Below are 25383 nucleotides of genomic sequence, written 5' to 3'. Positions count from 1 at the left end.
CCGACTCAACACTGTTCTGTTGGTCAAATTATTTTGCTTTAAATTTCAGTAGCCGAAGCGCATTGACAGTGACAATCGCCGTAGCGCCACTGTCAGCAAGTACCGCTACCCACAATCCGGTGATTCCAAGTAGGCTTGTCACCAAGAAAATGCCCTTAAGTCCCAAAGCGAGCACTATATTCTGGCGGATATTGCTCAGTGTGGCTCTAGACAGTTCAATCATGGTCGCCAGTTCGACCAAACGGTTATGAGTTAGGGCGGCATCAGCAGTCTCAAGCGCAACGTCTGTTCCTCCACCCATGGCAATACCAATACTAGAGGCTTTCATCGCTGGAGCATCGTTGATGCCATCCCCAACCATGGCAACGTTCGCCGAAGCCGACAATTGCTCTACATAGGTAACTTTATCTTGAGGCAATAACCCAGCTTTATAATCTATACCGATTAATGAACTTATTGCTTTAGCACTACGAGCATTATCTCCAGTAAGCATTATCGCATTCACGCCCAAGCTCTTAAGTGCTTTCACGGCATCAGCAGAGTCCTCACGTAAAGTGTCTTGCCATGCGATAAGCCCGATAACTCTGCTGTCACCTTGAACAGCAACCACCACAGTTTTACCCTGCTGCTCCAACTTACCCACTTCCTCATCCACATCATGAGATAAACCAAAGCCAAGTTTACTAGGTGCAATCGCCTGATACACGGTTCCATCAAGGACTCCACGAACACCAAGACCAATAAGTGCTTGTTTTTCAATTGCTTCAGGTATTTCAACGCCAGACAATTTAGCCTTGTTCACCAAAGAAACCGCCAGTGGGTGACTAGAGCCGACCTCAATCGCTGCAATATTGCTTAAAAGCTCCGTGCTATCAAAGCCCCCCACAGCAATAACATCGGTCACTTCAGGCTTGCCTTTAGTTAAGGTTCCCGTTTTATCAAATGCAACGGTATCTATCTTACCCAATTGCTCTAGAGCAGCCCCACCTTTGATCAGTGCACCACGTCTTGCGGCGGCAGCTAAACCCGATGTGATGGCGGCGGGTGTGGAGATCACCAGAGCACATGGGCAGGCGATAAGTAGCAAAGCCAGTCCGCGATACACCCAAGTTTCCCATGGCTGAGCAAACAATAGCGGCGGTACAAGAATGACAAACAATGACACTAGCATCATCAATGGTGTATACCAGCGGCTGAACTTATCAAGGAAACGCTCAAGAGGGGCTTTGCGTGATTCTGCTTCCTCAATAAGATGCAAAATTCGGTCAATCGCGTTTTCTCCTTGTTTGGAAGTGATGACAAAGCGTACTACTTTGTCCACTACCACAGCGCCCGCCATCACGGAATCATGCTCACTGCGTTCAATAGGCAGGGACTCACCTGTCAATGCACTTTCATCAAAACTGGCTGTTTGGCCCATAAGTCGCCCATCAGCCGGTAACCTAGCACCAGGTGAGACCTCAATAATATCACCGGGCTGAAGTTCACTCGCTGGCACTTCAACACGCTCATTATTAACAATTTTTGTTGCGGTTTCTGGTACGAGCTCCATCAGTGACTGAACACCGCTCCGTGCTCGAGAAGCCGCAAAAGACTCTAGGCGTTCCCCAACCATAAACAGTAGTAACACCATAGCAGCTTCGGCTGTTTCTCCGAGATACAGCGCACCAATCGCTGCGACACTCATTAACGTTTCGATAGCAAAGGGGGTTCCTGATTTCGCGAGCTGAAATGCTTTCTTGCTAATTGGATAAAGGCCCGCCAAGCAGGTGAAGATAAAAACCCAATCACTGAGCACAGGATAAACAGGCTTGATCAGTGCCGCGATAGCCATCGACAAAGCAATTGCAACGATAGCGAAATTCTGCCTGACGATTGTTTTCCAATCAGATTTGACCGGTGGTTTTGTAGAAGAAAGGTCGTTAGAGTAACGAAAACCGGCATCAAGAATGGCTTGCTCAACATTACGAGCATCGCTTGAGTGATTAATTTTTACCACCAATTTCTCAGTAGCAAACAAAACTTTGGCTTCTAGAACGCCCGTGACTTTATTGACCGCTGTTTCAATTTTTTTTGCGCATGATGGGCAGTCCATGCCTGCGATCTTCCAGCTATGACTTATCCCCTTTGTTGTATGGCTTCTGGGGTCACTTTCCTCATCTGCAGGATCACTCCCAGCAGAACAGCTGTCTGAACTGCAGCACCCAGAGTCTATCTCTTTAATACCTGCAATTTGAATTGAGGCCACTTTATGGTTCGCGCAAGATGCGTCATGGTTATGACTGAAAACAGTTTTGTCCGAGCGACACGCTTGATGTTTAGTGCACATAATATTATCTCCACCGAATGTACACTGTAATCATAAACCTTGGAGTATACTCCAAGGTCAACTATTTTTTCTCTTGTAACAGCAAACTGTCCTTTTGACTGGCAACTTCATCAATCAAAACCGCATCATGAGTGCAAAATGGTTGGGAGTTAATACTCGTAATGGAGACGTCTTCTCCTTCTAAAACTACTGGTTCCCCTTTCATCAAGTCATTGATATGTTTATGCAATACAATAATGGCTATCACACCAAAAACTATAGAACCCAATGCTTGCCCGTACAACACGCCAAGAGCGCCAAACCAATGTGCTCCAAGGTATACAAAAGGTAAGGTGCCTAATGTCGCCTTGCCCAAATTCAATGCCGTAGAGTAAAAAGGCTTTCCTAGGTTATTAAATGATGTGTTCGCCACAAACTGAGCACCATTAAAAACAAAGCTAAAAGCAACATAAGTACAAAAAGCAGAGACTATGATGGCAGCATCTCCCTGTAAGTTAAATCCTGTAACCACCAGTGACTGAGCAAAGTAAAGTAAAATACAAATTATTACGGTATAAACCGTGGTGACAATCATAGAATTTATTAGAGTATCTCGAACTCTATCGAACCTTTCTGCGCCAAAGTTCTGCCCAATAATCGGTCCTACAGCCCCAGATAACGCAAAGATCACCGCGAAACAAACCGGAATAAGACGCCCTATAACAGCATAGCCAGCAACAAAGTCTTCACCATATTTTGCAATTGATGTTGTAACAACCGCATTCCCAATTGGCGTAGCTATATTGGTGATAATCGCTGGAACCGCTATGGTTAATATCGCCTTTAGGCTATGTTGCCAAGCTGAAAATGATGGTGACACGACCAAATCATGTGTGCGAATGAGTGGATAGAGGGAAAAGAAGAGGACAACAAATCGAGCAAATACTGTCGCCACCGCAGCCCCTTCAACATTCCAACCTAGAGCAAAAATAAAAATTGGATCTAATATCGCATTGGTGACCCCTCCTGCTAGCGTTGCCCACATTGAGCGTTTAGCATCACCTGCGGCCCTCAAGCCCGCCCCCGCTGACATAGCAATGGCAATCACAGGACCACTTGGCAACAATATTTGTAAATACGCCTGCGCGCGTTCTGCTACGTATCCTTTCGCACCAATGGCATCAAGCAGTTCGGGAATAAAAGCAAACATCAAAGCACTTACAACACAGCTGATTAAAAAAGCAGTAAGCATAACACTGCTACTCAGTCTTCTTGCGTGATCACGTTGTTTTGCACCTATCGCCTTAGAAACTAACGCCCCCATAGCTATAGATGTACCAATTGAAATTGAGGTTGAAAAGAAAACTAATGTACCTGCAAATCCTACCGCAGCAGCTAGCTCTACTTGACCCAACATACTGATAAAAAGCATATCGAGCAGATCAACCACAAAGAGAGCCATCAGCCCTACCGAGCCGGCTCCAGACATCACCAATATGTGACGCATGGTCGAACCTTCAACAAATTTTGCGCTTTGATTCTCCATGCTTAAGCTAAACTCCCTTTTATCCAATAAAAAAGAGGCACTAAACAGCGCCTCTTTAGATGACTTGTTTCAAGAATACTATACCGGATGTTTGAAGCAATCGTCTAGATTCTTAGCAACCGCACGCAATACATCTCGGCGAGTAATGATACCCACGAGCTTGCCGTTGTCGATCACTGGATAAACCTTGGGTTTGCCTGACTTCATCATATCAGCCAACTCAATAATTGACGTATCTGAACGCACTGAAATTACCTCTGTATGCATGCAATCGGAAACAGAGTACGTCTCTTGGCAGTAATAACTGGCTTTAACCATTTTATCGAGCAAATCATGGCCTGAAAGAAAGCCAATCACTTCTTGTTTATCATTAATGACTGGACCACCCAGATAGTTCGACTTCAACATTTTCTCTAATGCAACACTCAATGACATTTCAGGGCTAAATTTTACGGCCTGTAATGTCATGTAATCCTTCACTTTCAAAGATTCCATTTGCGTCTCCTCAGCATGCAAATCTCATTTTCTATAAGGTATATTGTTGCCTAATTTCTTGATTTTACTAAATTGAAAGCAGCAATTTTTCCAATAGATATGGCCTATCACGCAAAAGAGACCAACAAATTTCATGAAAATGTAATCTCGGTTTAGTGTGGTTGGAATTTATTCGCTCTAAGATGCACTCCCAACCCTTTTAACAGTTTCGATTTCAAATCTAGGCCCGAGTTTGCACCGGACTTAAATTCCAAGTCCTTCCAACGACCAGTATGAGCTTCCCACCAAGGCACCGTTAATTTCTCTAAATAATCTTCGAGACAAACACGCGCTTCGTTGAACTTGATCTCATTGTCTTCATCCGCTCGAAAGTCTGCCATGGTAGCGAAGAAGGCTTGCGCCTGATTTTCCAGATTGTGTTTTTCAGCGTGTGGCGCTCTATCAATAAGCTCTTTATAAAAAAACTTCACTTCTTCTATCATGGGGTGCTGGCCTGAGCCAAGAAGAGCAAACATCTTCTTATAATCAGCCTTGTTGTCTGTGAAAAATTGCTCCCAAGCCGCGTTGTTGGTATTTAAGTTAGCATCACGGAAAAAACGATTAAAGCGCACCATAGTAAAGGTCAGGTCATCGTGTGCTATTTTTTCACTCATGACCGTCGTTTTCGTTTTATTGATCCCAATATTTGCCCCCGCATGAACGCCAGTGGCTACCGTACCTGAGACACCAAGGTTGACATTCGCCGATAGTGTTTTGGTATTACGAGACAGCTGCTTACGCCACCCTTTCTCACCCTGATAGTCATCCGCTTTACTATACTCAGGCTTAAAAAAACGCGTTGTATGTGAGAACGAAATACCCCCGCCAATATCAGGAGCAATATCAAGCTCTCCCGGCAGTTCAACGCCTTGCTGAGCTAACGCCTCTTTAATAGTTGCGCCATTAACTAAACCTTGAACAGAACTGGCTAGTGCCCCCGTTAAGACAACATCTATATAGCGACCCTCTCGTATTCTACTTGGATGGATACGTTGGCGTTCAACGATATCTAATTGCCCTTTAAATGGACCTACCGAAATTTCAAATCTTGACCGAGTATCAGCTACCTGCAAATAGATTTCTTGTTCAAAAGTAGCAATTTTATCTAGCCGTGATTTAGAGTAATCAATCGAAGGGTTTTGAACTAACACACCCGTTTGACCAATCAAATTTGATAACTCTTGCTCTCTTTTCGTGTTGATTCCTGAGACAAGATGTTTGTTTGGCATAATAGTACTGGCAAACAGTGCGTGGGACGCAGAAGCAAACTGTAGGAACTGATGCCGGCCAATGGCTCCCCAACGATTTTCAATCGCATGCTTTTGGCTTTTTAATGCTCTTAACTCTGATTTTTTGGCGCTGCCAGAAGACTTAAAGTAATCGTATTTTTGTACCACATCATAATACTCACTGACATCTCTTTTTAGCAGGTTCAATCCTCCAATAGCAGCCTTGGGGTCATTATCCTTATTACTCGTCAATATTTGTCTAGCATGATGCGTAAAGTTATCTGGTAACTCATTTAACTTCTCTTTATTTTTTAGTACCACATCCGCAAGTTGGTTTGGTACAAATTCATATATGTCGGTGGTACTTTTCGCACGATTCACACCAAAACCTCCACCAAAGTTGATGTCCATGGCACCAACATTAAATGAAGTTCCGGCATTAACCGATAGACCAACGTCACCCGCTTTTGTGGTATAAAATCCAGTCAGTGGTTTGGTTCTTTCTGGAGCTGGCGCATTCACACTCGCATTTATCTTTAGCGCAGATTTTAATAAATCGTTAAGTCTATGCTGGCTATTGGCCGCAAGCTGTTTCTGTTTTTTCAGCGCCTTAGTCTTTTTAGCCTCTGGCCCATTTTGCGCGACATAGTCCTTTGAGTTATTCCACTCTTTAAAGTAGGTCAAATACCCCTGCCCCGACGCATTTGCTTGCGCATTCAATCCAACCTTTTGCGAGAGGTTAGCTTGGATTCCACCTTTAAGACCCGCACTAAGGCCGTGGCTAATTTCCTCGAATACCAGCCCTTCATCATCGGCGTTGAATCGAGTTTCCGTTGAAAGTCCTAACGACAAATCAGCGAATGGTCCCACCTTGGCTTCAGTACCGGGTACGGCCAATAGGCTTGCTCCACCATTAATGCCCATATTGTAGGTCGTCGCTTTTCCAGCGCCAGGTTTACCCAACGCTAGATACTCTTCTAGCTGTTTAGCTTGTAGCTTCTCATGCTTAATTTGCATCCAATCACATTTAGTGTGCTGAGCGAGAATTGTACATAGCTCTTTTAAATCCCCTTTGGGTAATTGCTTACTCAATTTTTTAAATGCGACGTGGGCTTGCTTGGTATCCTGATAGGATAAATGTCCATTTCGGCCATCATACTTTTCTAACGCAGGCTCTAATTCCGTGTTGAGTACATCACTTGCTTTCTGATAGCGCTCAGGAGATTTAGCTAATTCACTGGCAAGAGCACGTTGAATAGTTCTGATATCATTGGCTATTACTCGGCGCTCTGGTGTACTGCTATCGTCTTTATCTAAACTGCTCAGTTTAACTTTAGGTGGTTCCACTTTGGTAGATGTAACCGCTGTATAAGCAGGTGCACTGTTTGAGCGAGTTAAACGAATTCGCGTAGTTGGTTTTTCCTTTTTTCGGGAAAAACTAGACGAGCGATGAGTATCGGCAACCTTAGTAGACTTGATATCTTGGGTAACATTCTTAATGGCCAGAAGTCCACGAGTTGCATTGGAGGAATCAGTAGCCTCAACTCTGGTTGAGTGAATACTCGGGGTAGAAAGTGCTTGTGATCTCATAGTCATACAACCCTCGCTTTTCAGGTTACAAAAGTTACAAAAAAACTAACTTAGCCAAATTTAAACACCCTATATCAATGAGATAGCCAGGTGAGATGAAATAACATGCTATTCATACAACCACATAATGAATAAAAATGCACTTCCATTTGTTAACGCATTGTTTCAAGTGTTAAGCCATGCTGCATTTCATAAATTTTCTATGATTTTCACAAACAAAAATAGTGACTTACCTGATGATTATGTATATAAAAAATGTATTTTTAGTTAATTAACACAGCGATACATAAATTCACTCTATTAATGAGGGCCATTTTTTTGTGAAAATTGAATGGAATTGATTAATTTTACTTGTAAAAAGAATAATCGACTGATTGTTAATGGTATGAGGGATTTAAAAAGTCTTAACATAATTTGCGGACTTGATATTCATTTTCCGCATAATGAAACAAAAAGAAGTGCTAAAGAAAGATCGCTCGCAAATGAACATTACATTCTATCGTTTCTTCTTAATATCAATTTTATGATTGGCGACAAGTTGAGGTTATATCGAGGTCGTTGACCGTTGAACCCACTGATATTTATCCAACATCATGTGCATACATTCAACGATCAAAGAGTAAAAAGGAGAGGATCAATAAGTCAGCGGGCTCGTCTTTCTAGCCCAATTAGCCAGTTTTATCGGGAGTTGCATATTGATTAATCATGTCTTGTTACTCCCAGATTAGGAGCAAACTTCATTGGCTATGTTTTCATAGGCTAGGGTTATCTTGATAGCACTGCTACAAAGTCGCTGAATCGACCAAAGCATTATTTCCAACGCTGCGCCGCACGCTTGTCAGATTGTCGTGATTCAATCCACCTAGTTTCATTTCCTGTACGCTCTTTTTTCCAAAATGGTGCTTTTGTTTTGAGCAAATCCATAATAAATTCACAGGCTTCAAATGCTTCTTTTCGGTGAACGCTAGTAACGCCAACAAACACTATTTGATCACCAACCTCAAGATCACCGACACGATGAATAACACGAATTTGAGAAAGGTCCCATCGTTGCTCAGCTTGGCGACAAATCTGCTCCAATATCTTTTCTGTCATACCTGGATAGTGCTCCAAAGATAACCCTGTGACACTCTCGTCAAGATTCATATCACGAACCTTTCCAACAAACGTCACCACAGCGCCGACCTTGCTGCTGCGGGCTAAAATTTGATACTCGGTCTCAACTGAAAAATCTTCGAATTGAACAGAAATACGATCCACTTCGTTTATCCCCCCGTCACTGGCGGGAAGAAAGCCACTTCATCGCCATCTCTAAGAGGATGCTCAAAGGGTACAATCGATTGATTAACGGCAGCAAGAAGCCTACTACAATCCAAAGCTAAGTCCCATTTACCTTCCCGTCTAGCAAGCATAGAGCGCAGTGCTTCGACTGTGTCAAAACAAGCCTCAACATCTAACTCTTCAGTACCCACTAACTCTCGAGTTTGAGCAAAAAACAGTACTTTAATCATATCCCTACCTTGTAATCACCTGACTTACCACCTGTTTTTTCCAGCAAACGAATCTGACCGATGACAATGTCTTTTTGTACCGCTTTACACATATCATAGATAGTCAAAGCAGCAACTGAAGTAGCGGTTAAGGCTTCCATTTCCACACCCGTTGTACCCTTCAATTTACATACAGACTCAATACGTATCATATTTTCTGCTTGTATTGCTTCAATTTGAACTTCAACTTTTGATAACAAAAGTGGGTGGCACAAAGGGATCAGTTCCCAAGTTCGTTTAGCCGCTTGGATACCTGCAATACGCGCTGTAGCAAACACATCGCCTTTACTATTTTGTCCAGACATAATCAGCTGAAGGGTTTCCGGCAACATATGAACCAAGGCTTCTGCCCTTGCTTCTCTTACTGTTGACGCTTTTTCTGACACGTCCACCATATTGGCTTCACCAGACGCATTGATGTGGGTTAGCTGAGTCATGATATTGCCTGACCTAAGTGTGGCATAAAGTTACACGGGCGATGCGTTGAGTCTAACTGTGGTTCAATGATCATTGACCACCCAGTGCGACAAGCCCCTGTTGAGCCTGGCATAGCGAAAATTACGGTGTGATTTGCAAACCCACCTACAGCTCGTGACTGAATCGTTGATGTACCAATCTCCTGATACGATACTTGGCGAAATAGCTCACCGAAACCTTCCACCTGCTTATCAAACAAGGGAATCAGGGCTTCAGGAGTACTGTCTCGGGAAGAAAAACCCGTTCCCCCTGTTACTAACACCACTTGCACCTTGGGATCGGCAATCCACTGTGAAACAATCGCTCGAATCTTGTACTTATCGTCGACGACGATCTGCTTATCAACCACATTATGCCCAGCGTGAGATGTACTCTCCACCAGATAAGATCCTGAAGCATCATTCTCATCTGTACGCGTATCCGATACGGTCAATATAGCAATATTAGCGGGTTGAAATTTACTCTCTGCGTGCCCCATTTATCCACCTATTTTATATGTTGTTATCCAAGCTAGTGTCCCTAATGGGTTAGCTTGACAAAATGATTGTCCTTAGCCTCCGATAGACGCAAGATTTGGCGTCATACCTGAATTCCCATCATGGAGGTAATGGCTGACTGCTTTGGTCTGTAATTGCTGGTGTATCCTATCAATTAAAAAGGGAAGTTGAGAGTCTTGTTGCAGTAAGTCACGAAGATCAACACCTTGTTCACCAAACAAACACAGATGAAGCTTCCCTTTCGCTGAAATCCTCAATCGGTTGCAACTTGCGCAAAAATCTTTTTCATAAGGCATAATCAAACCGACCTCTCCTAGGTAGTCAGGATGAGAGTAGACCTGAGCTGGACCATCACTAGGCAGCCTCTTCTTTTGCAGCCAACCATCAGCAATCAACTGATTGCGAATCGACACTCCAGAGACATGATGTTGATGGAACAATCGGTCCATTTCACCGGTTTGCATTAATTCGATAAAACGCAGCTGGATCGGCCTGTCTTTGATCCAGAATAAAAAGTCAGGTAATACATCTGAGTTCAAACCTTTAAGCAAGACGACATTGACTTTTACTTGCTCAAAGCCAACTTCAAAAGCACGTTCAATACCTGCCATTACCTCAAAAAATTTATTTTCACCGGTGATTTGATAAAACCTACGAGGATCTAGACTATCCATACTGACATTAATGTGCGTTAATCCAGCCTGCTTCCAGTCTTTCACCTGCTTCTTCATTCGATAACCATTGGTCGTCGTCGCAACTTTAACGATCCCCTTGGTTTGGGCGACAGTATGAATGATGTCACTAAAATCCTTACGCAAACTCGGTTCGCCACCAGTCAACCTTACCTTGGTTGTGCCACAATGGGCAAATGCACGAACAACTCGCTGAATTTCCTCAAGGGCCAAAAACGAGTGACTTTTACCAGAAGGCTGGTAGCCATCTGGAAGGCAGTATTGACATTTAAAGTTACAAACATCTGTCACCGAAAGGCGTAAATAATAAAACTTACGCTGAAAATTATCTTGAAGTTGAAATTTATTTTGAATTTTTTGTGCCACGGAACACCTTTCCAAATACGGGAGACATACCCATTTCTGGTTATGCCCTCGTGACAATAGTCACTGGCTTAACGCGCATATCCTGAATGGACTTAGCCCAATAAGCGAGGAGTTATGGCAACTGCTGTTAAACCAGAGACAACAGCAGCAGCTGACAATAAAATACTTAATATCTTTTCGTGTTGCTAGCACAAGAGAGAGAAAATCACAGTACGGCGCAAAAATAACGAATATTGAGTACTTTGGATGAATCCATTACTCTAGATTGTAACGAACAGTTTAAAAATAAGTGCACACTCAATGACTTTGTATCAAGAAAAACATGTGGTCGCGATCGGTGGCGGACATGGCTTAGGGCGTATACTCTCTGCACTGAAGGATTTTGGGCAAAATGCTACGGGTATCGTGGCAACAACGGACAATGGAGGCTCCACTGGGCGAATCCGAAACTGTCAAGGTGGCATTGCTTGGGGAGATACCCGCAATTGCATCAATCAGCTGATTACATCACCTTCTATCAGCTCTATGATGTTTGAATACCGCTTCAAGGGCTCTGGTGAATTGGATGGGCATAATTTGGGCAACCTAATGTTAACCGCTCTCGATAATCTCTCTGTTCGGCCTTTGGATGCGATTAATCTAATACGAAATATGCTCAAGGTGGATATTAATATTATTCCTATGACTGAGCATCCTTCTGATCTTAAGGCTCTTGATGAAAACGGACAATGGGTAACGGGGGAAACCAGTGTTGATGAAATGCCGGATAAACTCGTTCGCTTGGATCTTGCCCCTGAAGTCCCAGCCACCAAAGAAGGCGTTCTTGCTATCGAACAAGCCGATGCGATTATTCTCGGCCCAGGGAGCTTTCTGACCAGTATCATGCCACCTTTACTCTTACCCGAAATAGGCCGAGCAATAGAAATCAATAAAAAGGCGAAGCTTATCTTTATCGAAAACCTCTCTCCAGAGCATGGCCCCGCGGGTAAAATGAGTTTGCAAGAGAAACTCGAATGGTGTGAAAGAACGTGCCGAGGACGCAAAATCGACGTCGTTGTCGGGGAAGAGGAGCGTTTGGAACTTAAAAATTGGCGCTGCCTTAACACTTCCCTCGCATCGCCAAATCGAGTTTGGCGACACGACAGGGAAAAGCTCCAATCAGTGATTGAGACACTACTTGGAGAGTAACGCCTTATAACGCTGCTGTGTATCTGTCAGCAGCTTTAACATTGTTTCTCGCGTATCAACCACGTCGAGCATTTCATCAAGCTTAGCCTTTGCATCAATTTCTATCGCAAAAGCACATAGTGATTCAGCGCCAAAACTGGCAGCACTGCTTTTCAACGCATGGCATATTTCTTTCAAATAAGCTTCATGGTCTCTAGTGTCGTCATTGAGAGCCTCAATATACTGGGTCATTTCGTTGAGGAATATATCTAGCAATATAGGTACATTGCTGGCGCCAATTTCGCTCGACAATTGGTCGAGCTTGTGTCTGTTAAGTAATTCCATTCGCTTATTGTGTTTCCTTTGCATTCCAATTCTGAAGCTTACGATAAATCGTTGATGGACTGACATCCAAATAGCCAGCCGCTTTAGGAATATTCCCATCACAAGCGTCAATCGCTCGCTCTATGGCTTTTTTCTCTGTAAGCCAAAGTGGGAATATATCATTGACCGTAAAGCTTTCTTTGTCTTCCCAATCGATCCTAATCTGATTATCCGTAGGCACATTTAATGGTGGCGGTAACATATCTAACGAAATATGCTCACCATTATTAAGCACAACAACATTGCGTAACACGTTTTGTAACTGACGAACATTACCCGGCCATTCATACTGAGCAAAACGATTTACCACTTCTGGTGTTAGCCTAACAAAATCCTTACCTTCTTCTTTGGACATAAAGCCCAATAGTGAGTAAGCAATTTCTATGACATCATCACCACGATCTCTCAGTGGAGGCAAATGTAAAGGAATTACGTACAACCGATAGTATAGATCTTCTCTAAATCGCCCTTCTTGAACTTCTTTCCAAGGATCGCGGTTCGTCGCACAAACAAAGCGAACATCCACACTTTTCATTTTCGAAGAACCGACTTTCTGAAACGTTCCCGTTTGAATAAAGCGCAAAAGTTTCGTTTGTAAATCAAGATCCATCTCACATAACTCATCGAGGAACAATGTTCCTCCGTCTGCAAGCTCAGCAGCACCTTGCCTGTCTGTCGCCGCCCCCGTGAAAGCACCTTTGACATGACCAAATAGCTCACTTTCAATAAGATCTTTAGGGATAGCGGCGCAGTTGATGGCAATAAAAGGTTTATCACCGCGCTTACTCGCCGCATGAATGGCTTCAGCACACACTTCTTTACCCGTGCCACTTTCACCAGTAATAAAGATACTCGCCTTGCTTGACGCCGCAGAGTCGATAGTTCTGTATACCGCCTGCATCGTCTGGCTACTCCCAATAAAGCCCTGATAATTTTGGTTGCCGGGATTATTGGCTGCATTTCGTAGCTTACTTGCTTTGCGAATCGCATTATTGACCGTCACACGCAGCCGATCCGCTTCACATGGCTTGATGAGAAAGTCTTGAGCTCCGTGACGCATCGCTTCAACCGCGGTATCAATCGAGCCATGTGCGGTCATAAAAATAACGGGAATATCGGCATTTTTCTGCTTAACCGCATGCAATACTTTCATCCCCGTCATATCGGGAAGCCTCAGATCGAGCAAAATAAGATCCGGGGTACGATAGCTAAGACTCTCTATAGCATCACGGCCAGTGCCGACAATATTGATGTCAATACCAAGAGGGGTAAGATAGGAACGATATAGTGCTGCCACAGATGCCGTGTCTTCTACCATCAATAAATATTTGGACTTTTGAATATCTGTGTTTTGATGCATAGCTAAACCAAACTCGTCGTTGCAAATTGTATAAATGATTGCATTACGCTTTGCATTTTGCAAATTAAATGCATAAAAAACCCATTGAACCCCATAAAATCAGGGGGTAAAAAATTGGCATAGTTAATGCTTAAGTACTCTTGACCCTATGGGTCACCTAGCCAACTGACGTTGTTAGTGAACAAAGTATTCACAAAAATAGCCAATAGACATTTACTATTGGTTTTTTTTTGTCTGCACAGAATCTATCCTAGCGTTGTCGTAACCTAAGCATTGGTAAAACGACCATACCAACAATCTAACCTAGCTGTTGGCGATAAACTGCTGACGTAGTGCTTCAATCTCATCACGTTTTTGTGCTGCCAACTCAAACTCCAAATCTTGCGCATGTTGATACATTTGTGCTTCCAATTTAGCAATTTCTTTCTCAATGTCTTGAGGTGTCATCACTGCATAAGACGGTGACGACTCTGCTACCTTGGACAAAGGAATGAGTTTCGATGTCCTTTGCTTTTTGCTCTTGGCAATATCACCAAGTTCCATAATATCTTTAACGCTGCGCTTCAATGCCTGAGGTTCAATCCCCATTTCCTCATTGTAGGCTTGTTGTTTCTCTCTACGGCGACTCGTTTCATCCATAGCTTTGCGCATAGACTTGGTCACACTGTCGGCATAGAGGATTGCTTTACCATGGATATTCCGAGCCGCTCGTCCTATGGTCTGAATCAGTGAGCGTTCAGATCGTAAAAAACCCTCCTTGTCGGCATCGAGAATCGCAACTAAGGACACTTCAGGCATATCGAGTCCTTCTCGAAGTAAGTTGATACCGACCAACACATCAAACTCTCCTAAACGCAAATCCCTTATGATTTCAACTCTTTCCACTGTATCTATGTCCGAATGAAGATAACGAACTTTCACATCATGCTCTGTCAGATATTCCGTAAGATCCTCTGCCATACGCTTAGTCAAAGTGGTCACTAACACTCTTTCATCTTTTACCGAACGAATACGAATCTCAGAGAGTAAATCATCAACTTGGGTGGCCACTGGCCTCACTTCAAGCTCAGGATCTAGCAATCCAGTGGGTCGAACAACCTGATCCGCAATTTCACCATCCGATTTTTCTAGCTCATAATTGCCAGGTGTCGCCGAAACAAAAATGGTTTGGGGCGCAAGAGACTCAAACTCTTCAAACTTGAGCGGTCGATTATCCAGTGCGGAAGGTAATCGAAAACCAAACTCTACCAATGTCTCTTTACGCGATCTATCCCCTTTAAACATTGCGCCTATCTGCGGAACGGTTACATGAGATTCATCGATAACAAGTAAGCCATCATGTGGTAAATAATCAAATAGAGTGGGTGGTGGCTCACCCTCACTGCGCCCACTGAGATAGCGAGAATAGTTTTCAATCCCAGAGCAAAAGCCCAATTCCGTCATCATCTCAATATCAAACTGTGTCCGCTGAGAAATACGCTGCTCTTCAAGCAACTTATTATTCTCAAGCAAATATTTCTTTCTATGCTCTAGCTCAATTTTGATCTTCTCAATGGCATCCAGAATTTTCTCTCGCGGAGTGACATAATGCGTTTTGGGATAAATCGTAAAACGAGGCAAATCTCTTTGCTTTAACGCGCCAGTTAACGGATCAAAAATACTGATGCATTCTATTTCATCATCAAACATCTCGATCCGTACTGCATCTTGATCAGATTCGGCAGGAAACACATCAATGACCTCGCCACGTACCCGAAACTGACCACGCTCAAAAGCCACATCATTACGGTTATACTGCAATTCAGCTAAACGCCGTAATATATCGCGTTGATCCATGACATCACCACGGCGAACATGCAACATCATCTGTAAATAAGATTGAGGATCACCAAGGCCATAGATTGCGGAAACAGAGGCCACGATGATCGCATCTTTACGCTCCAGCAGAGCTTTAGTAGCTGACAGGCGCATTTGCTCAACATGAGCATTAATCGCTGCATCTTTCTCTATAAAAGTATCGGTTGTGGGTACATACGCTTCTGGTTGGTAATAATCGTAGTAAGAGACGAAATACTCAACAGCATTATTAGGAAAGAAAGATTTCATCTCACCGTACAATTGCGCTGCAAGTGTTTTATTGGGAGCAAGCAAAATCGCAGGCCGCTGAGCCTTGGCGATGACATTAGCCAAGGTAAAGGTTTTACCCGACCCAGTCACTCCTAAAAGAGTTTGATGAGCAAGCCCTGAATCTAAACCTTCATACAACTGCTGAATGGCTGTCGGTTGGTCGCCAGAAGGCTGGTAATCAGAGATCAACTCAAAAACTTTGCCCATATGTTCCTCAATCCAATTTATCGATGTCATTGCTCTATATTTTGACTGTATATATGTACAGAAACAAGAACTCTATTAAAATATAATGATTACCACTCTATATCTCATGCATAAACACGAGCCAATCTCGTACCAAACTCATTTTAGTCAGTATCCTGATTGGCGCTCTTGTATACGCTCGTAGTCTTTACCCAAATCAATCACACCTTATCCACAATATTTCTTCTGCTCATAAATCACCCACAAAGCTAAGTTTTTATTTTTGGGTCAGAAAAATACCACAAAACCTATTTAACTTGTCGTATTTCATAGGGTTGCAGTCTATAAAATTATATTTGTCGGTTGGTAACAGCGCATGTACAAGATGTGAGTATCTATTTTTTCATACTAATCAACATACTTATCCACAATTTTGGTGGATAAGTAAACCAAGCCGTTTCCCCCAAAGGGCTACTCAAAAGTAAAGCTCTTTTTTACAAAAAAAATCACTTAATAACCCCATTTTATAGTTGACAGTGTGCAAGCTCATCGCTAATATTCACGGCGCTTTCAAGCATTTCCCCCTTAGTTCAGTTGGTAGAACGGCGGACTGTTAATCCGTATGTCGCAGGTTCGAGTCCCGCAGGGGGAGCCAAATTCAAAAAAAGACGCCGAAAGGCGTCTTTTTTTCGTTTAAAGATCTGGCTAACCCAGCTTGCATTGTCTCGCTATCCTTTCATTACACAAATTGCGCCTGCATCAAAACACCCGCTCTAATATAGCCCTGCAAAAATCCGAATGATTGATTTTTTGGTTTGATAGCAAACAACGCATTCAGTCTATTTATAACCCTCAACTCAGCTGTTAAGCGCACAAAAGCAGCAGCATATGCGCAGAATTTAAACCACCACTCTTGCTCAAAAACTAAACCCAACCTTTACCAAAAACACAACAAGAAAATAATCTTTAAAAAACAATTAGTTATACATTAAAAACATAAAAAAAGGTAAAAATACCTACTTGATACTTTTTCTGCGTGATTCCGTGTAATTCCTTTCCGTTTTTAGAGCATAAACCCTAATCTGATTACCACTTCACCACAGCGTGAAATAAAAATCGATAACAACATAACAACAAAATTCGCTACTTATTAGCTTTAGATACATAGGAAAAACGATTATGCAAAACAAAACAGTAAAACTTTTCGCTTTAGGTGCATTGGCAGTAGCAACCACATTTGCTGCCAGTGCAGAAAACACTTATGACTACTTTGTCGGCTTTGATGCAGGAACGCACGTAGATGGAGAGTTCGAATATAAAGCGGAAGGCTATAGCGCTACTCTTGTTGAAAATAATTCTCCTATCATTGGCCTAAGTGGCGGTGCCATCATTAACGACCACCACAGAGTCAAATTTGGCCTAGCCTATGACGCTCTGACAATTGCCGATTCCACAGATGATGAAACATATTCTCGTATGGATATGACAGCAAGCTACGACTTTATGCTACCAATTGCCAACAGGTTAAACTGGACTGTCGGAGCACATATGGGTTACGAGTTTTTTGAAAGCGATGCTGACAATTTAAATGGCTTTACTTATGGCGTACAAACCGGTTTAGATTATAAACTCACACGAGACTGGAGCTTAGGTACCGAAGTGGCTTATACAGAACACGAAAAAGATGAATGGGGAACTTCATCTCTACAGATAGACAACGACGTAATCCTAACGGCTAACGTGCAATACCACTTCTAAACCTAGGCTTAACTGCCATCTAAACTCTCCCAGCTTTTGCTGGGAGTTTTTTGTTTGGATATCAATATTCCGCTTCAAATAAATATTGCCACACTCCCAACTGTTTTTCACTGCACAATTTAAACCCTGAAAAAGCTCACAGCATTTTTTGCCCCCCCCCAGAAAGCCATTATGATGCTCAGATCTTTGCCTAATACTCACCGCAGCCACTTTTAACGCTTAATAATAAGCTGGCGATAACACTCATTTAACGATTCACCACCATGTTAAAAAGAGCGTGTTGCGAAAATCCGGCAAAAAGCCACACTGTAAGTAACAAAGAAGTGATTAGCAGAAGGGTGAGATGAGAATACGACTTTCATTGGCTTTACTTTGTGGAGTCATGGGGCTTCAGCCAGCTTATGCTCAGGAAGAAATTGTTCACATTGTCATTGGGGAAAGTTACCGAGACCAAAATAAAAAAACGCACTATGGTATGACAGCAGAAGAGGTGATTAATGCGATTTATTCGGGGGCTGGAATAAACCATGAGATCACGTATATGCCCGACGAACGTGCAATACAATCGGTTTTAACAGGGCAATTTGATGCACTGGATTTAAGAATTAGCAAACTTGGAGAAGATCATAGTCAGGTACTTGTTAAAGTCGATGTCCCTCTAGAAGAGTTCGGTGTCTATGCGTTCTCTGTGGGTGAACAATCCTATTTAAGCTTAAACGAGCTTAAAGGTAATAGTGTGGTGTCTATGTTTGGCAATCGTTATGTGGAAAACATAAAACATTATCGTCACTTAAAATTGGTCTACCGTGAAGAACAAGCAGCCTTAATGCTAATGGCAGGGAGAGCGGATGTGTGGTTAGCCCCCATGCAGTCGTATAACATAATCAAGGACCATTTTCCGGCCATCAAAGTCGTAAGCCCGCCACTGACCAAAGGGTATTTATACCACTATCTTCACATTTCCAACGCTCATCTGCTCGATTCTCTCGAAGCTTCGGCAAGTCATTTTATCGTGAGCTTTGCGAGAAAACCGGATAGTTAAGTTTGTGCGTTTTAGCTGCGCCATTCATTTCGTCATTAAGCAAGACATTATGTCAGCACTTTTTACCCTCTATTGATAGCTCAGTACCAAAAGGGAACTGGCTCTGCGCAAAATTCAAATCATCAGCACACCAAAAAACTAAATTCAACCTATTCCAAAACACACGAAAAATATTAAATCCTATAAAATCAATAGAATATGATAACAAAACACCAAAAAAGGTAAAAAAATTTCTTGATATTTTTTCTGTGCGATTCCGTGTAATTCCTTTCTGTTTTTAGGCTCAAGACTCTAACTTAGTCACCACTTTCACCACAGAGTGAAGCAAAAATTCAATAACAACAAGACTTAGACACGTACCAACTTTAGATACTTAGGAAACCATTATGCATAACAAAACAGTAACACTTTTCGCTTTAGGTGCATTGGCAGTAGCCACCTTTGGTGCTAGCGCAGAAAACACAGAAAACACATATAACTACTTTGTCGGTTTTGATTTGGGGACACACATCAACGGAAAGGTGCAGTCCCATGGTTACTATACAGATTATCCATCATACGAATCCCATTCACTTGATGATTCTGTCGATACCGATCCTTCATTAATTAGTGGGGTTAGTGGCGGTGTCATTATCAATGACCGTCATAGAGTAAAGATGAGCCTTGCTTACGATGGACTGGATATTGATGGTTACAGTGAAACTATTGACCGCACAGACTTGACCGTTAGTTATGACTATATGCTACCTATGACCGACAAGCTTAGCTGGACTGTCGGTGCACATATGGGTTACGAGGCCTTCGAAAGCGATGCAGATTATTATGATGGATTTATCACGGGTGTTCAAACTGGTCTAGATTACAGACTGACTAAAAACTGGAGCCTAGGTACAGAGGTAGCTCACACTTCTCACGGTAAAGAAACATTTCATTATGTAGGCGGTCAGCGGTCTGTTCAATTAAAAGAAGACGTAACCTTTATGGCTAACGTTCAATACCACTTCTAATGCCAAGTCATTCGCACTGTTCTTATATCCCCCAGCTTTAAGGGGATATTTTTAGTGATTTAGATACTTGTTAGTTTTAGACACCTAGGAAATACATTATGAGAAACAACCCCTTAAAAACCCTCGTTTTGAGCGCATTAGCAGCAACTACCTTTGGCGCAAACGCAGAAAACACATATGACTACTTTGTTGGCTTTGATGCTGGTACTCATATTGGTGGTAAAGCAAAGTTAATGACTTCGAAATTTGAAGATGAAGGATTTTATAGTGGATCCACAGATACCGACCCTTCTTTAATTGCTGGGTTAAGTGGTGGTGCCATTATCAATGACCATCATAGAGTAAGGATAAGCTTAGCTTATGACGCGCTAGAAATTGAAGGATATGATAGAGCTGTAGATCGCACAGACCTATCAGCCAACTATGACTATATGATACCTTTAGCTAACAAACTTAACTGGACAGTAGGCGCGCATATGGGTTATGAGTTCTTCGTCGATAAACATGATTGGGACAACGCGGCCGGCTTTACTTTTGGTGTTCAAACAGGTCTAGACTACAGACTGACTAAACACTGGAGCCTAGGAGCTGAAATTGCCTTCACCGCTCACGACTACTTTAAAGATGGTTATATGGATAGTAGTGGTGAGTTGTGGAACTCTGATTTTAAAATCGAAGACGACGTAACCTTTATGGCTAACGTTCAGTACCACTTCTAAAGCTAAGCGTAACTACCATCTAAGCTCTCCCAGCTTCGGCTGGGAGTTTTTTTATTTGGATACCAATTCTCCGCTTCGAATAAGCATTGCCACACTCCCAAACTTTTTTACGCAGCACAATTTAAACTCTGAAACACTCACAGCATTTTTTGAACCGCCAAAAAACCATTGCAATGTACAACTCCATGCTTAATAGTAACCACAGCCTCTTTTGAAGCTTGATTGTAAGCTTACGATAAAGCCGGCAATCAAAGTCGTAAGCCCGCCACTGACCAAAGGGTATTTATACCACTATCTTCACATTTCCAACGCTCATCTGCTCGATTCTCTCGAAGCTTCGGCAAGTCATTTTATCGTGAGCTTTGCGAGAAAACCGGATGGTTAGGTTTGTGCGTTTTAGCTGCGCCATTCATTTCGTCATTAAGCAAGACATTATGTCAGCACTTTTTACCCTCTATTGATAGCTCAGTACCAAAAGGGAACTGACTCTGCGCAAAATTCAAATCATCAGCACACCCCAAAAACCAAATTCAACCTCTTTCAAAATACACGCCAAGAATTAAAGTCAAAAAAAAATCAATCACATGCAATAACAAAAAAAATAAAAAGGTAAATAAATGTGCTTGATGTTTTTTCTGCGCGATTCCGTGTAATTCCTTTCTGTTTTTAGGCTCAAGGCTCTAACTTAGTCACCACTTTCACCACAGCGTGAAACAAAAAATCGATAACAAGATCGATATCGATAACAGCATCGATAACGACATAACAACAGAGTTAGCGACTTGTTAGCTTTAGATACTTAGGAAAACCATTATGCAAAACAAAACAGTAACACTTTTCGCTTTAGGCGCATTGGCAGCAGCAACCACATTTGGTGCCAGTGCAGAAAACACTTATGACTACTTTGTCGGTTTTGATGCCGGTACTCATATTAGTGGTAAAATAAAGGAAACCGGAACGGACGAGGGACAACCGTATGAAGATTCTCTGGATACCGATCCTTCTGTAATTACTGGATTAAGTGGCGGTGCGATTATTAACGACCACCATAGAGTAAAGATGAGCCTTGCTTATGATGCTCTTGAGGTTGATGCAGAAGGTGCTGATACCATTGACCGTACAGACTTAACCGTTAGCTATGACTATATGTTACCTATCGCTAACAAGCTTAGCTGGACGGTTGGTGCACATATGGGCTATGAGTTTTTTGAAAGCGATGCAGATGACCTAGATGGCTTTACTTATGGTGTGCAAACTGGCCTAGACTACAGACTAACTCAAAAATGGAGCCTAGGTGCTGAAATCGCCTACACAGCTCACGACGGAGAAGAAACAGGTGGTGATGAATCATGGTCCTATGAAGATAAAATCGAAGACGACGTAACCTTTATGGCTAACGTTCAGTACCACTTCTAAATCTGAACTTAACCACTGTCCATATAATCTCCCAGCATCTGCTGGGAGATTTTTTATTTAAATACGGTGCCTTGGCTGCGAATTAACATCACGGCACTTCTTGGCCCCTCAACCATCATAATATCTTCATTCTGATACACTAGCGCATTTTCTGAATGGCCGGACAAAAAGAGTGATGTGTAGCTCACTGAGTGATAGCCATCCACCACTTTTGAAGTTTGAATTGGGGTTGTGGAATAAGACATGGAAAACACCCCCTTATCAGATTGGGTGACTTCACCATTGATGGCAAATAAGGCCACCCCCTCTAAACCATCCCCTTCAACTGAGATAGTCGATTCAATATTTTCTCGCTTGAGATTGAGCTCAAGCCTTTCTCGCCAAAAGCCATTGGTTTCCGAATAGCCAAAAATACGAGCAATATAACGACCTTCCATCAGCAATTGTTGACTGCTAAAGTACAAGGAGCTGACATAAATCAACAAAGACGCGACAAAGAGGCCAATCCAAAGTTTAAGACTTTTCATTTTGTCCACTCCTTAGCGACCTTGGACATCATTGCAGGTTCGACTAGGTAAGTTTTACTGTCACGCGCCGCTTTATCATGCACCGCAATATTGTAGCGCCCAGTGTCCTTATTTACGCTAAAGAAATATAGGCAATCGCATTTGGACGCTTTAATCGCCTCTAACACCTCAGATGGGATCTCAGACCCTTGGCGGTGCAACACTTGTTTCGCTCCGATATCAAGCAGCTCATAGTCAGGGTTTAAATAAGATATAAAGCGCGTATTGGTCACGCAGGCAAATTCAAGCGAGGCTGCGGTCAGTAACAGAGCACTGCTAATACCAAGCGCTATTCGTGCCCAGCCATTGGGTGATAAGGCTTTGCGTTTGCTTTGGCTAATGGGGGGACTCTTGGCGTCATAAAACTCACCAACACATTCACATGAGAGCATATAACCAACGCCGACCACGGTTTTGAGTTCAACGGAGTTAGAAATCGCAATCACTAAACGAATCTTCTGGATGGATTTTTGCAATGAAGAATCGGTCACTATGGTATCTGGCCAACCTGCCGACTTGAGCGCTTCTTTTCCCAATACCTGATTGGCGTTGTCTAATAATGTTTTCAGGAGCAGACATTCGTTGTAGTTAAGCGCGCGACTATGGTGCGTGGTACTCACCGTCATCTTCTCTACATCAAATATCAAATCATCACATGTGTACTGACTAGTCACGTCTATCCTTGTCTAAGTGCAAAAATGGTCTCAAACGATCATTGAATAACAAAACAACCCATAGCTCGTTGAGCTTTTGGCTCTAGGCCGCCTATCATAGAGAGACAAATAGGCTATCTAAACTCAAGACCTTGGTTTATGACAATAAAATAACACTACTTAAAGCTTAGCGCAGGTTAATATAAATAAACTTATCAAAAAAGAAAAACCGTGCAGGCAATACACGGTTTTTTATGATTTCAGCAACAGCCGTAGCTAAGCGTACTGCTCAGCCCCTTTTTTGTTTTGCTCGGGCAAGGTTTTATCACGTTTTTTCACGCTGGTTAACGGAACGACCTCCTCAACAGTGATATTTCTTGAACTGCCAAGAAATACTCCTCCTTTTTCTATGGTGAATTCGGTTGCAGAGACTTCACCTTCTAAGTGCCCGTTTTCGAGTATTTGTAAACTTTTCGAATAGGCTTGACCTAAAAAGCGACCGTTAACAATTAGGCAATCGCAACGAATCGAGCCTTCTACAGAGCCTGCAGCACTGATAGTGACACACCGGTCAGTTTCAATATTCCCTTTGACTTGACCGTCTATCTGGATGTGACAAGTAAGCTTGAGTTGTCCTTCGATAAAGGTCCCCTCTGCGATGACAGTTTGAGAGCTGTGACCATTTGATTCTCTATTCTGTTTACTAAGTAGTCCCATTGTACATCCTCATTCGATTTATAAATCGCATCAAAATTGTTCATATTCCATTGAGTGAAAGGTAAAGGATCGAGCGAGCGGCCAACCAAACGAATTTCATAATGAAGGTGATAACCTGTCGAAAGGCCAGAATTGCCCGTTAAGCCGATTAATTGGCCTTTTTTTACATAATCACCGCGCTTGACCTTAAATACGCTCAGGTGTGAATAAGAGGAAGTAAAGCCAAATGAGTGCGCCACTCGAATAAAGTTACCTGACCCTTTATTGCTTTTCCTCACCACTTCAATCACTCCATCTGCAGGGGCATAGATTGGCGTACCAATATTGGCTGCATAGTCCATTCCATGATGCATGGCTTTTGACTTTGTCACAGGGTGAATACGATACCCATAATGTGATGAAAGATGCCCCGTTTTAACCGGCCTTCCATTGGGTATCCGTTGCATCATTTGATGACGAACTGCGGAGCGCAAGGCGAGATTGTCGACTCTATCCTTGAGGCTAAAAGACTCTGTCGATAAAGCTAAAGCAGACTCTATGCTACTGACCTTATCCGTCACGTAGTCAAGTGCTTGCTCATTTTTTTCCAGACTCGTTTCAAGGGCATCTTTCGTCGCATGGGAAAGGCTCAATGCACTTTCGAGCGAACGAGTCTTAGTCATCCAGTTGATTTTCTCTTGGTTAGAATGAGCAACATCACCAACAAGCTTTGTTACCCCTACAATCAAAGCAGTGATGAGTACAACGACACACAACACGCCATATTTAACCGCTGTGACGGTCCTCCCCGAAAAAGAGAAAAAGCGTGTTCCCTTGTTACTCGGAATCATGATTGTAAAATGAGTAGGCCGCATAACATCCTCTACCACAACACTCTATTTCGGCTTGGTGAGCCCGACAAGCTCACTTAAATTTACTCAATCATATGAAGTGGGAAAAGTCGTTTATTCAATAACTTGAAAGCATATTCCATAGATTAAGGCTCAATTTAATCATGCTTCAACAACGGCCGCTTTACTCAATACACTTTCAATCGATACGTGTTTAGAGACCGGATAATTGCCGCGCAGAAAAATTGTTTATTGCTTCTTCCAACGCCAAATCTTCGTTTTTCTGCAACACGATTTTTTGCTCTCGTTGCCAACTCGCTAATTGATTCTCTAACCCTTTGACTTTGATATGTTTGGCCTTGAGTAACGTTTGCAATGAATGATATTGGGCATGCACAAGCTCAAGTTCGTGTTGCTGATGGTCAACCATCTTGCTCAACATTCCTTGTACTTGGCATTGGTTGAGTAGCATTTCTCGGTGAAGATGAGTCCGTCGATTGGCACGAGTTTGTTTTTTCAAGTCCAATAATTGCTCTATGCGTTTATTCGCTTGATCACTTTGCTGCTGCAAGGTCTCAAGTTCAGCGCACATGAGGTCACGCTGCTTCTGGGTTAATGTACGAAATTGGCTAATGGCTTTCTGCTTTGACTGCATATACTTC

23 protein-coding genes, 1 tRNA gene and 1 riboswitch are annotated in these 25383 nt (G+C 42.6%); of the genes, 7 read left to right on the top strand and 17 right to left on the bottom strand.

Translation table 11 applies throughout. The annotated features are described in order from the left end of the window. Window positions 1–28: 28 nt before the first annotated feature. The 9 genes from QQK21_RS06990 to moaA form a co-directional block, all read right to left on the bottom strand. Window positions 29–2329 (bottom strand): zinc/cadmium/mercury/lead-transporting ATPase, encoded by a 2301-nt coding sequence (locus QQK21_RS06990; protein ID WP_284191485.1) that lies wholly within the window; start codon window positions 2327–2329, stop codon window positions 29–31. Window positions 2330–2390: 61 nt separating this feature from the next. Next, window positions 2391–3854 carry an MATE family efflux transporter gene (locus QQK21_RS06985; protein WP_284191484.1) on the bottom strand — a complete coding sequence of 488 codons (1464 nt, stop codon included), beginning with the start codon at window positions 3852–3854 and terminating at the stop codon, window positions 2391–2393. 78 nt (window positions 3855–3932) lie between these two features. Next, on the bottom strand, window positions 3933–4349 hold the full coding sequence (locus QQK21_RS06980) for a CBS domain-containing protein (RefSeq protein WP_284191483.1): 417 nt from the start codon (window positions 4347–4349) through the stop codon (window positions 3933–3935). 152 nt (window positions 4350–4501) lie between these two features. Then, window positions 4502–7213 (bottom strand): hypothetical protein, encoded by a 2712-nt coding sequence (locus QQK21_RS06975; protein WP_284191482.1) that lies wholly within the window; start codon window positions 7211–7213, stop codon window positions 4502–4504. 804 nt (window positions 7214–8017) lie between these two features. Beyond that, window positions 8018–8467 (bottom strand): molybdopterin synthase catalytic subunit MoaE, encoded by a 450-nt coding sequence (gene moaE, locus QQK21_RS06970; RefSeq protein WP_284191481.1) that lies wholly within the window; start codon window positions 8465–8467, stop codon window positions 8018–8020. Between the two features lie 5 nt (window positions 8468–8472). Next, window positions 8473–8718, bottom strand: coding sequence for a molybdopterin synthase sulfur carrier subunit (moaD, locus tag QQK21_RS06965; RefSeq protein WP_284191480.1), 246 nt, complete (start codon window positions 8716–8718; stop codon window positions 8473–8475). After that, complete coding sequence (gene moaC, locus QQK21_RS06960; protein WP_284191479.1) at window positions 8715–9194, bottom strand: cyclic pyranopterin monophosphate synthase MoaC; 480 nt, start codon at window positions 9192–9194, stop codon at window positions 8715–8717. Before moaC ends, moaD begins: the two co-directional genes overlap by 4 nt. Continuing rightward, window positions 9191–9712 carry a molybdenum cofactor biosynthesis protein B gene (gene moaB, locus QQK21_RS06955; protein WP_284191478.1) on the bottom strand — a complete coding sequence of 174 codons (522 nt, stop codon included), beginning with the start codon at window positions 9710–9712 and terminating at the stop codon, window positions 9191–9193. The genes moaC and moaB overlap by 4 nt, the downstream gene beginning before the upstream one ends. A 72-nt stretch (window positions 9713–9784) precedes the next feature. Then, window positions 9785–10804: a GTP 3',8-cyclase MoaA gene (moaA, locus tag QQK21_RS06950; RefSeq protein ID WP_284191477.1), complete on the bottom strand. Its 1020-nt coding sequence runs from the start codon at window positions 10802–10804 to the stop codon at window positions 9785–9787. Then, window positions 10778–10911: riboswitch (molybdenum cofactor riboswitch) on the bottom strand. (Overlaps the previous gene by 27 nt.) 178 nt (window positions 10912–11089) lie before the next feature. Between moaA and yvcK the strand changes: the two genes are divergently transcribed. Beyond that, window positions 11090–11977: a uridine diphosphate-N-acetylglucosamine-binding protein YvcK gene (gene yvcK / locus QQK21_RS06945; RefSeq protein ID WP_284191476.1), complete on the top strand. Its 888-nt coding sequence runs from the start codon at window positions 11090–11092 to the stop codon at window positions 11975–11977. On the opposite strand, the gene luxU is transcribed toward yvcK, so the two are convergent. The 3 genes from luxU to uvrB form a co-directional block, all read right to left on the bottom strand. Next, window positions 11963–12301 (bottom strand): quorum-sensing phosphorelay protein LuxU, encoded by a 339-nt coding sequence (luxU, locus tag QQK21_RS06940; protein WP_284191475.1) that lies wholly within the window; start codon window positions 12299–12301, stop codon window positions 11963–11965. The two genes, yvcK and luxU, sit on opposite strands and share 15 nt — an antisense overlap. A 4-nt stretch (window positions 12302–12305) precedes the next feature. Next, complete coding sequence (luxO, locus tag QQK21_RS06935) at window positions 12306–13700, bottom strand: quorum-sensing sigma-54 dependent transcriptional regulator LuxO (RefSeq protein WP_284191474.1); 1395 nt, start codon at window positions 13698–13700, stop codon at window positions 12306–12308. Window positions 13701–14003: 303 nt separating this feature from the next. Beyond that, on the bottom strand, window positions 14004–16034 hold the full coding sequence (gene uvrB / locus QQK21_RS06930) for an excinuclease ABC subunit UvrB (RefSeq protein WP_284191473.1): 2031 nt from the start codon (window positions 16032–16034) through the stop codon (window positions 14004–14006). 558 nt (window positions 16035–16592) lie between these two features. Here uvrB and QQK21_RS06925 point away from each other — a divergent pair. The 6 genes from QQK21_RS06925 (at window position 16593) to QQK21_RS06900 (ending at window position 21955) form a co-directional block, all read left to right on the top strand. Beyond that, window positions 16593–16668, top strand: a tRNA-Asn gene (locus QQK21_RS06925). 524 nt (window positions 16669–17192) lie between these two features. Next, window positions 17193–17771 (top strand): outer membrane beta-barrel protein, encoded by a 579-nt coding sequence (locus tag QQK21_RS06920; protein ID WP_284191472.1) that lies wholly within the window; start codon window positions 17193–17195, stop codon window positions 17769–17771. Between the two features lie 343 nt (window positions 17772–18114). Then, the gene (locus tag QQK21_RS06915; RefSeq protein WP_284191471.1) at window positions 18115–18813 is read left to right on the top strand and encodes a substrate-binding periplasmic protein; all 699 of its coding nucleotides are present in this window, start codon (window positions 18115–18117) and stop codon (window positions 18811–18813) included. Window positions 18814–19199: 386 nt separating this feature from the next. Further along, window positions 19200–19820 (top strand): outer membrane beta-barrel protein, encoded by a 621-nt coding sequence (locus QQK21_RS06910; protein ID WP_284191470.1) that lies wholly within the window; start codon window positions 19200–19202, stop codon window positions 19818–19820. A 98-nt stretch (window positions 19821–19918) separates the two neighbouring features. Then, window positions 19919–20539: an outer membrane beta-barrel protein gene (locus tag QQK21_RS06905; protein WP_284191469.1), complete on the top strand. Its 621-nt coding sequence runs from the start codon at window positions 19919–19921 to the stop codon at window positions 20537–20539. 813 nt (window positions 20540–21352) lie between these two features. After that, entirely contained in the window at window positions 21353–21955 is a 603-nt protein-coding gene (locus QQK21_RS06900) for an outer membrane beta-barrel protein (protein ID WP_284191468.1), read from the top strand. Window positions 21956–22008: 53 nt separating this feature from the next. Here QQK21_RS06900 and QQK21_RS06895 read toward each other — a convergent pair whose 3' ends face one another. The 5 genes from QQK21_RS06895 to QQK21_RS06875 form a co-directional block, all read right to left on the bottom strand. Beyond that, window positions 22009–22482, bottom strand: coding sequence for a hypothetical protein (locus tag QQK21_RS06895; RefSeq protein ID WP_284191467.1), 474 nt, complete (start codon window positions 22480–22482; stop codon window positions 22009–22011). Beyond that, window positions 22479–23195 carry a winged helix-turn-helix domain-containing protein gene (locus QQK21_RS06890; protein WP_284191466.1) on the bottom strand — a complete coding sequence of 239 codons (717 nt, stop codon included), beginning with the start codon at window positions 23193–23195 and terminating at the stop codon, window positions 22479–22481. The genes QQK21_RS06895 and QQK21_RS06890 overlap by 4 nt, the downstream gene beginning before the upstream one ends. A 255-nt stretch (window positions 23196–23450) precedes the next feature. Then, entirely contained in the window at window positions 23451–23891 is a 441-nt protein-coding gene (locus QQK21_RS06885) for a bactofilin family protein (protein ID WP_284191465.1), read from the bottom strand. Beyond that, on the bottom strand, window positions 23777–24745 hold the full coding sequence (locus QQK21_RS06880) for a M23 family metallopeptidase (protein WP_284191464.1): 969 nt from the start codon (window positions 24743–24745) through the stop codon (window positions 23777–23779). The genes QQK21_RS06885 and QQK21_RS06880 overlap by 115 nt, the downstream gene beginning before the upstream one ends. A gap of 190 nt (window positions 24746–24935) precedes the next feature. Then, complete coding sequence (locus QQK21_RS06875; protein ID WP_284191463.1) at window positions 24936–25376, bottom strand: flagellar export protein FliJ; 441 nt, start codon at window positions 25374–25376, stop codon at window positions 24936–24938. Between the last annotated feature and the right edge of the window lie 7 nt (window positions 25377–25383).

The sequence above is a fragment of the Vibrio zhanjiangensis genome (genome assembly GCF_030161235.1).
Lineage (GTDB): Bacteria > Pseudomonadota > Gammaproteobacteria > Enterobacterales > Vibrionaceae > Vibrio > Vibrio zhanjiangensis.
The sequence above is the reverse complement of the archived record's forward strand: the minus strand, read 5'-3'. Positions and strand labels throughout refer to the sequence as shown.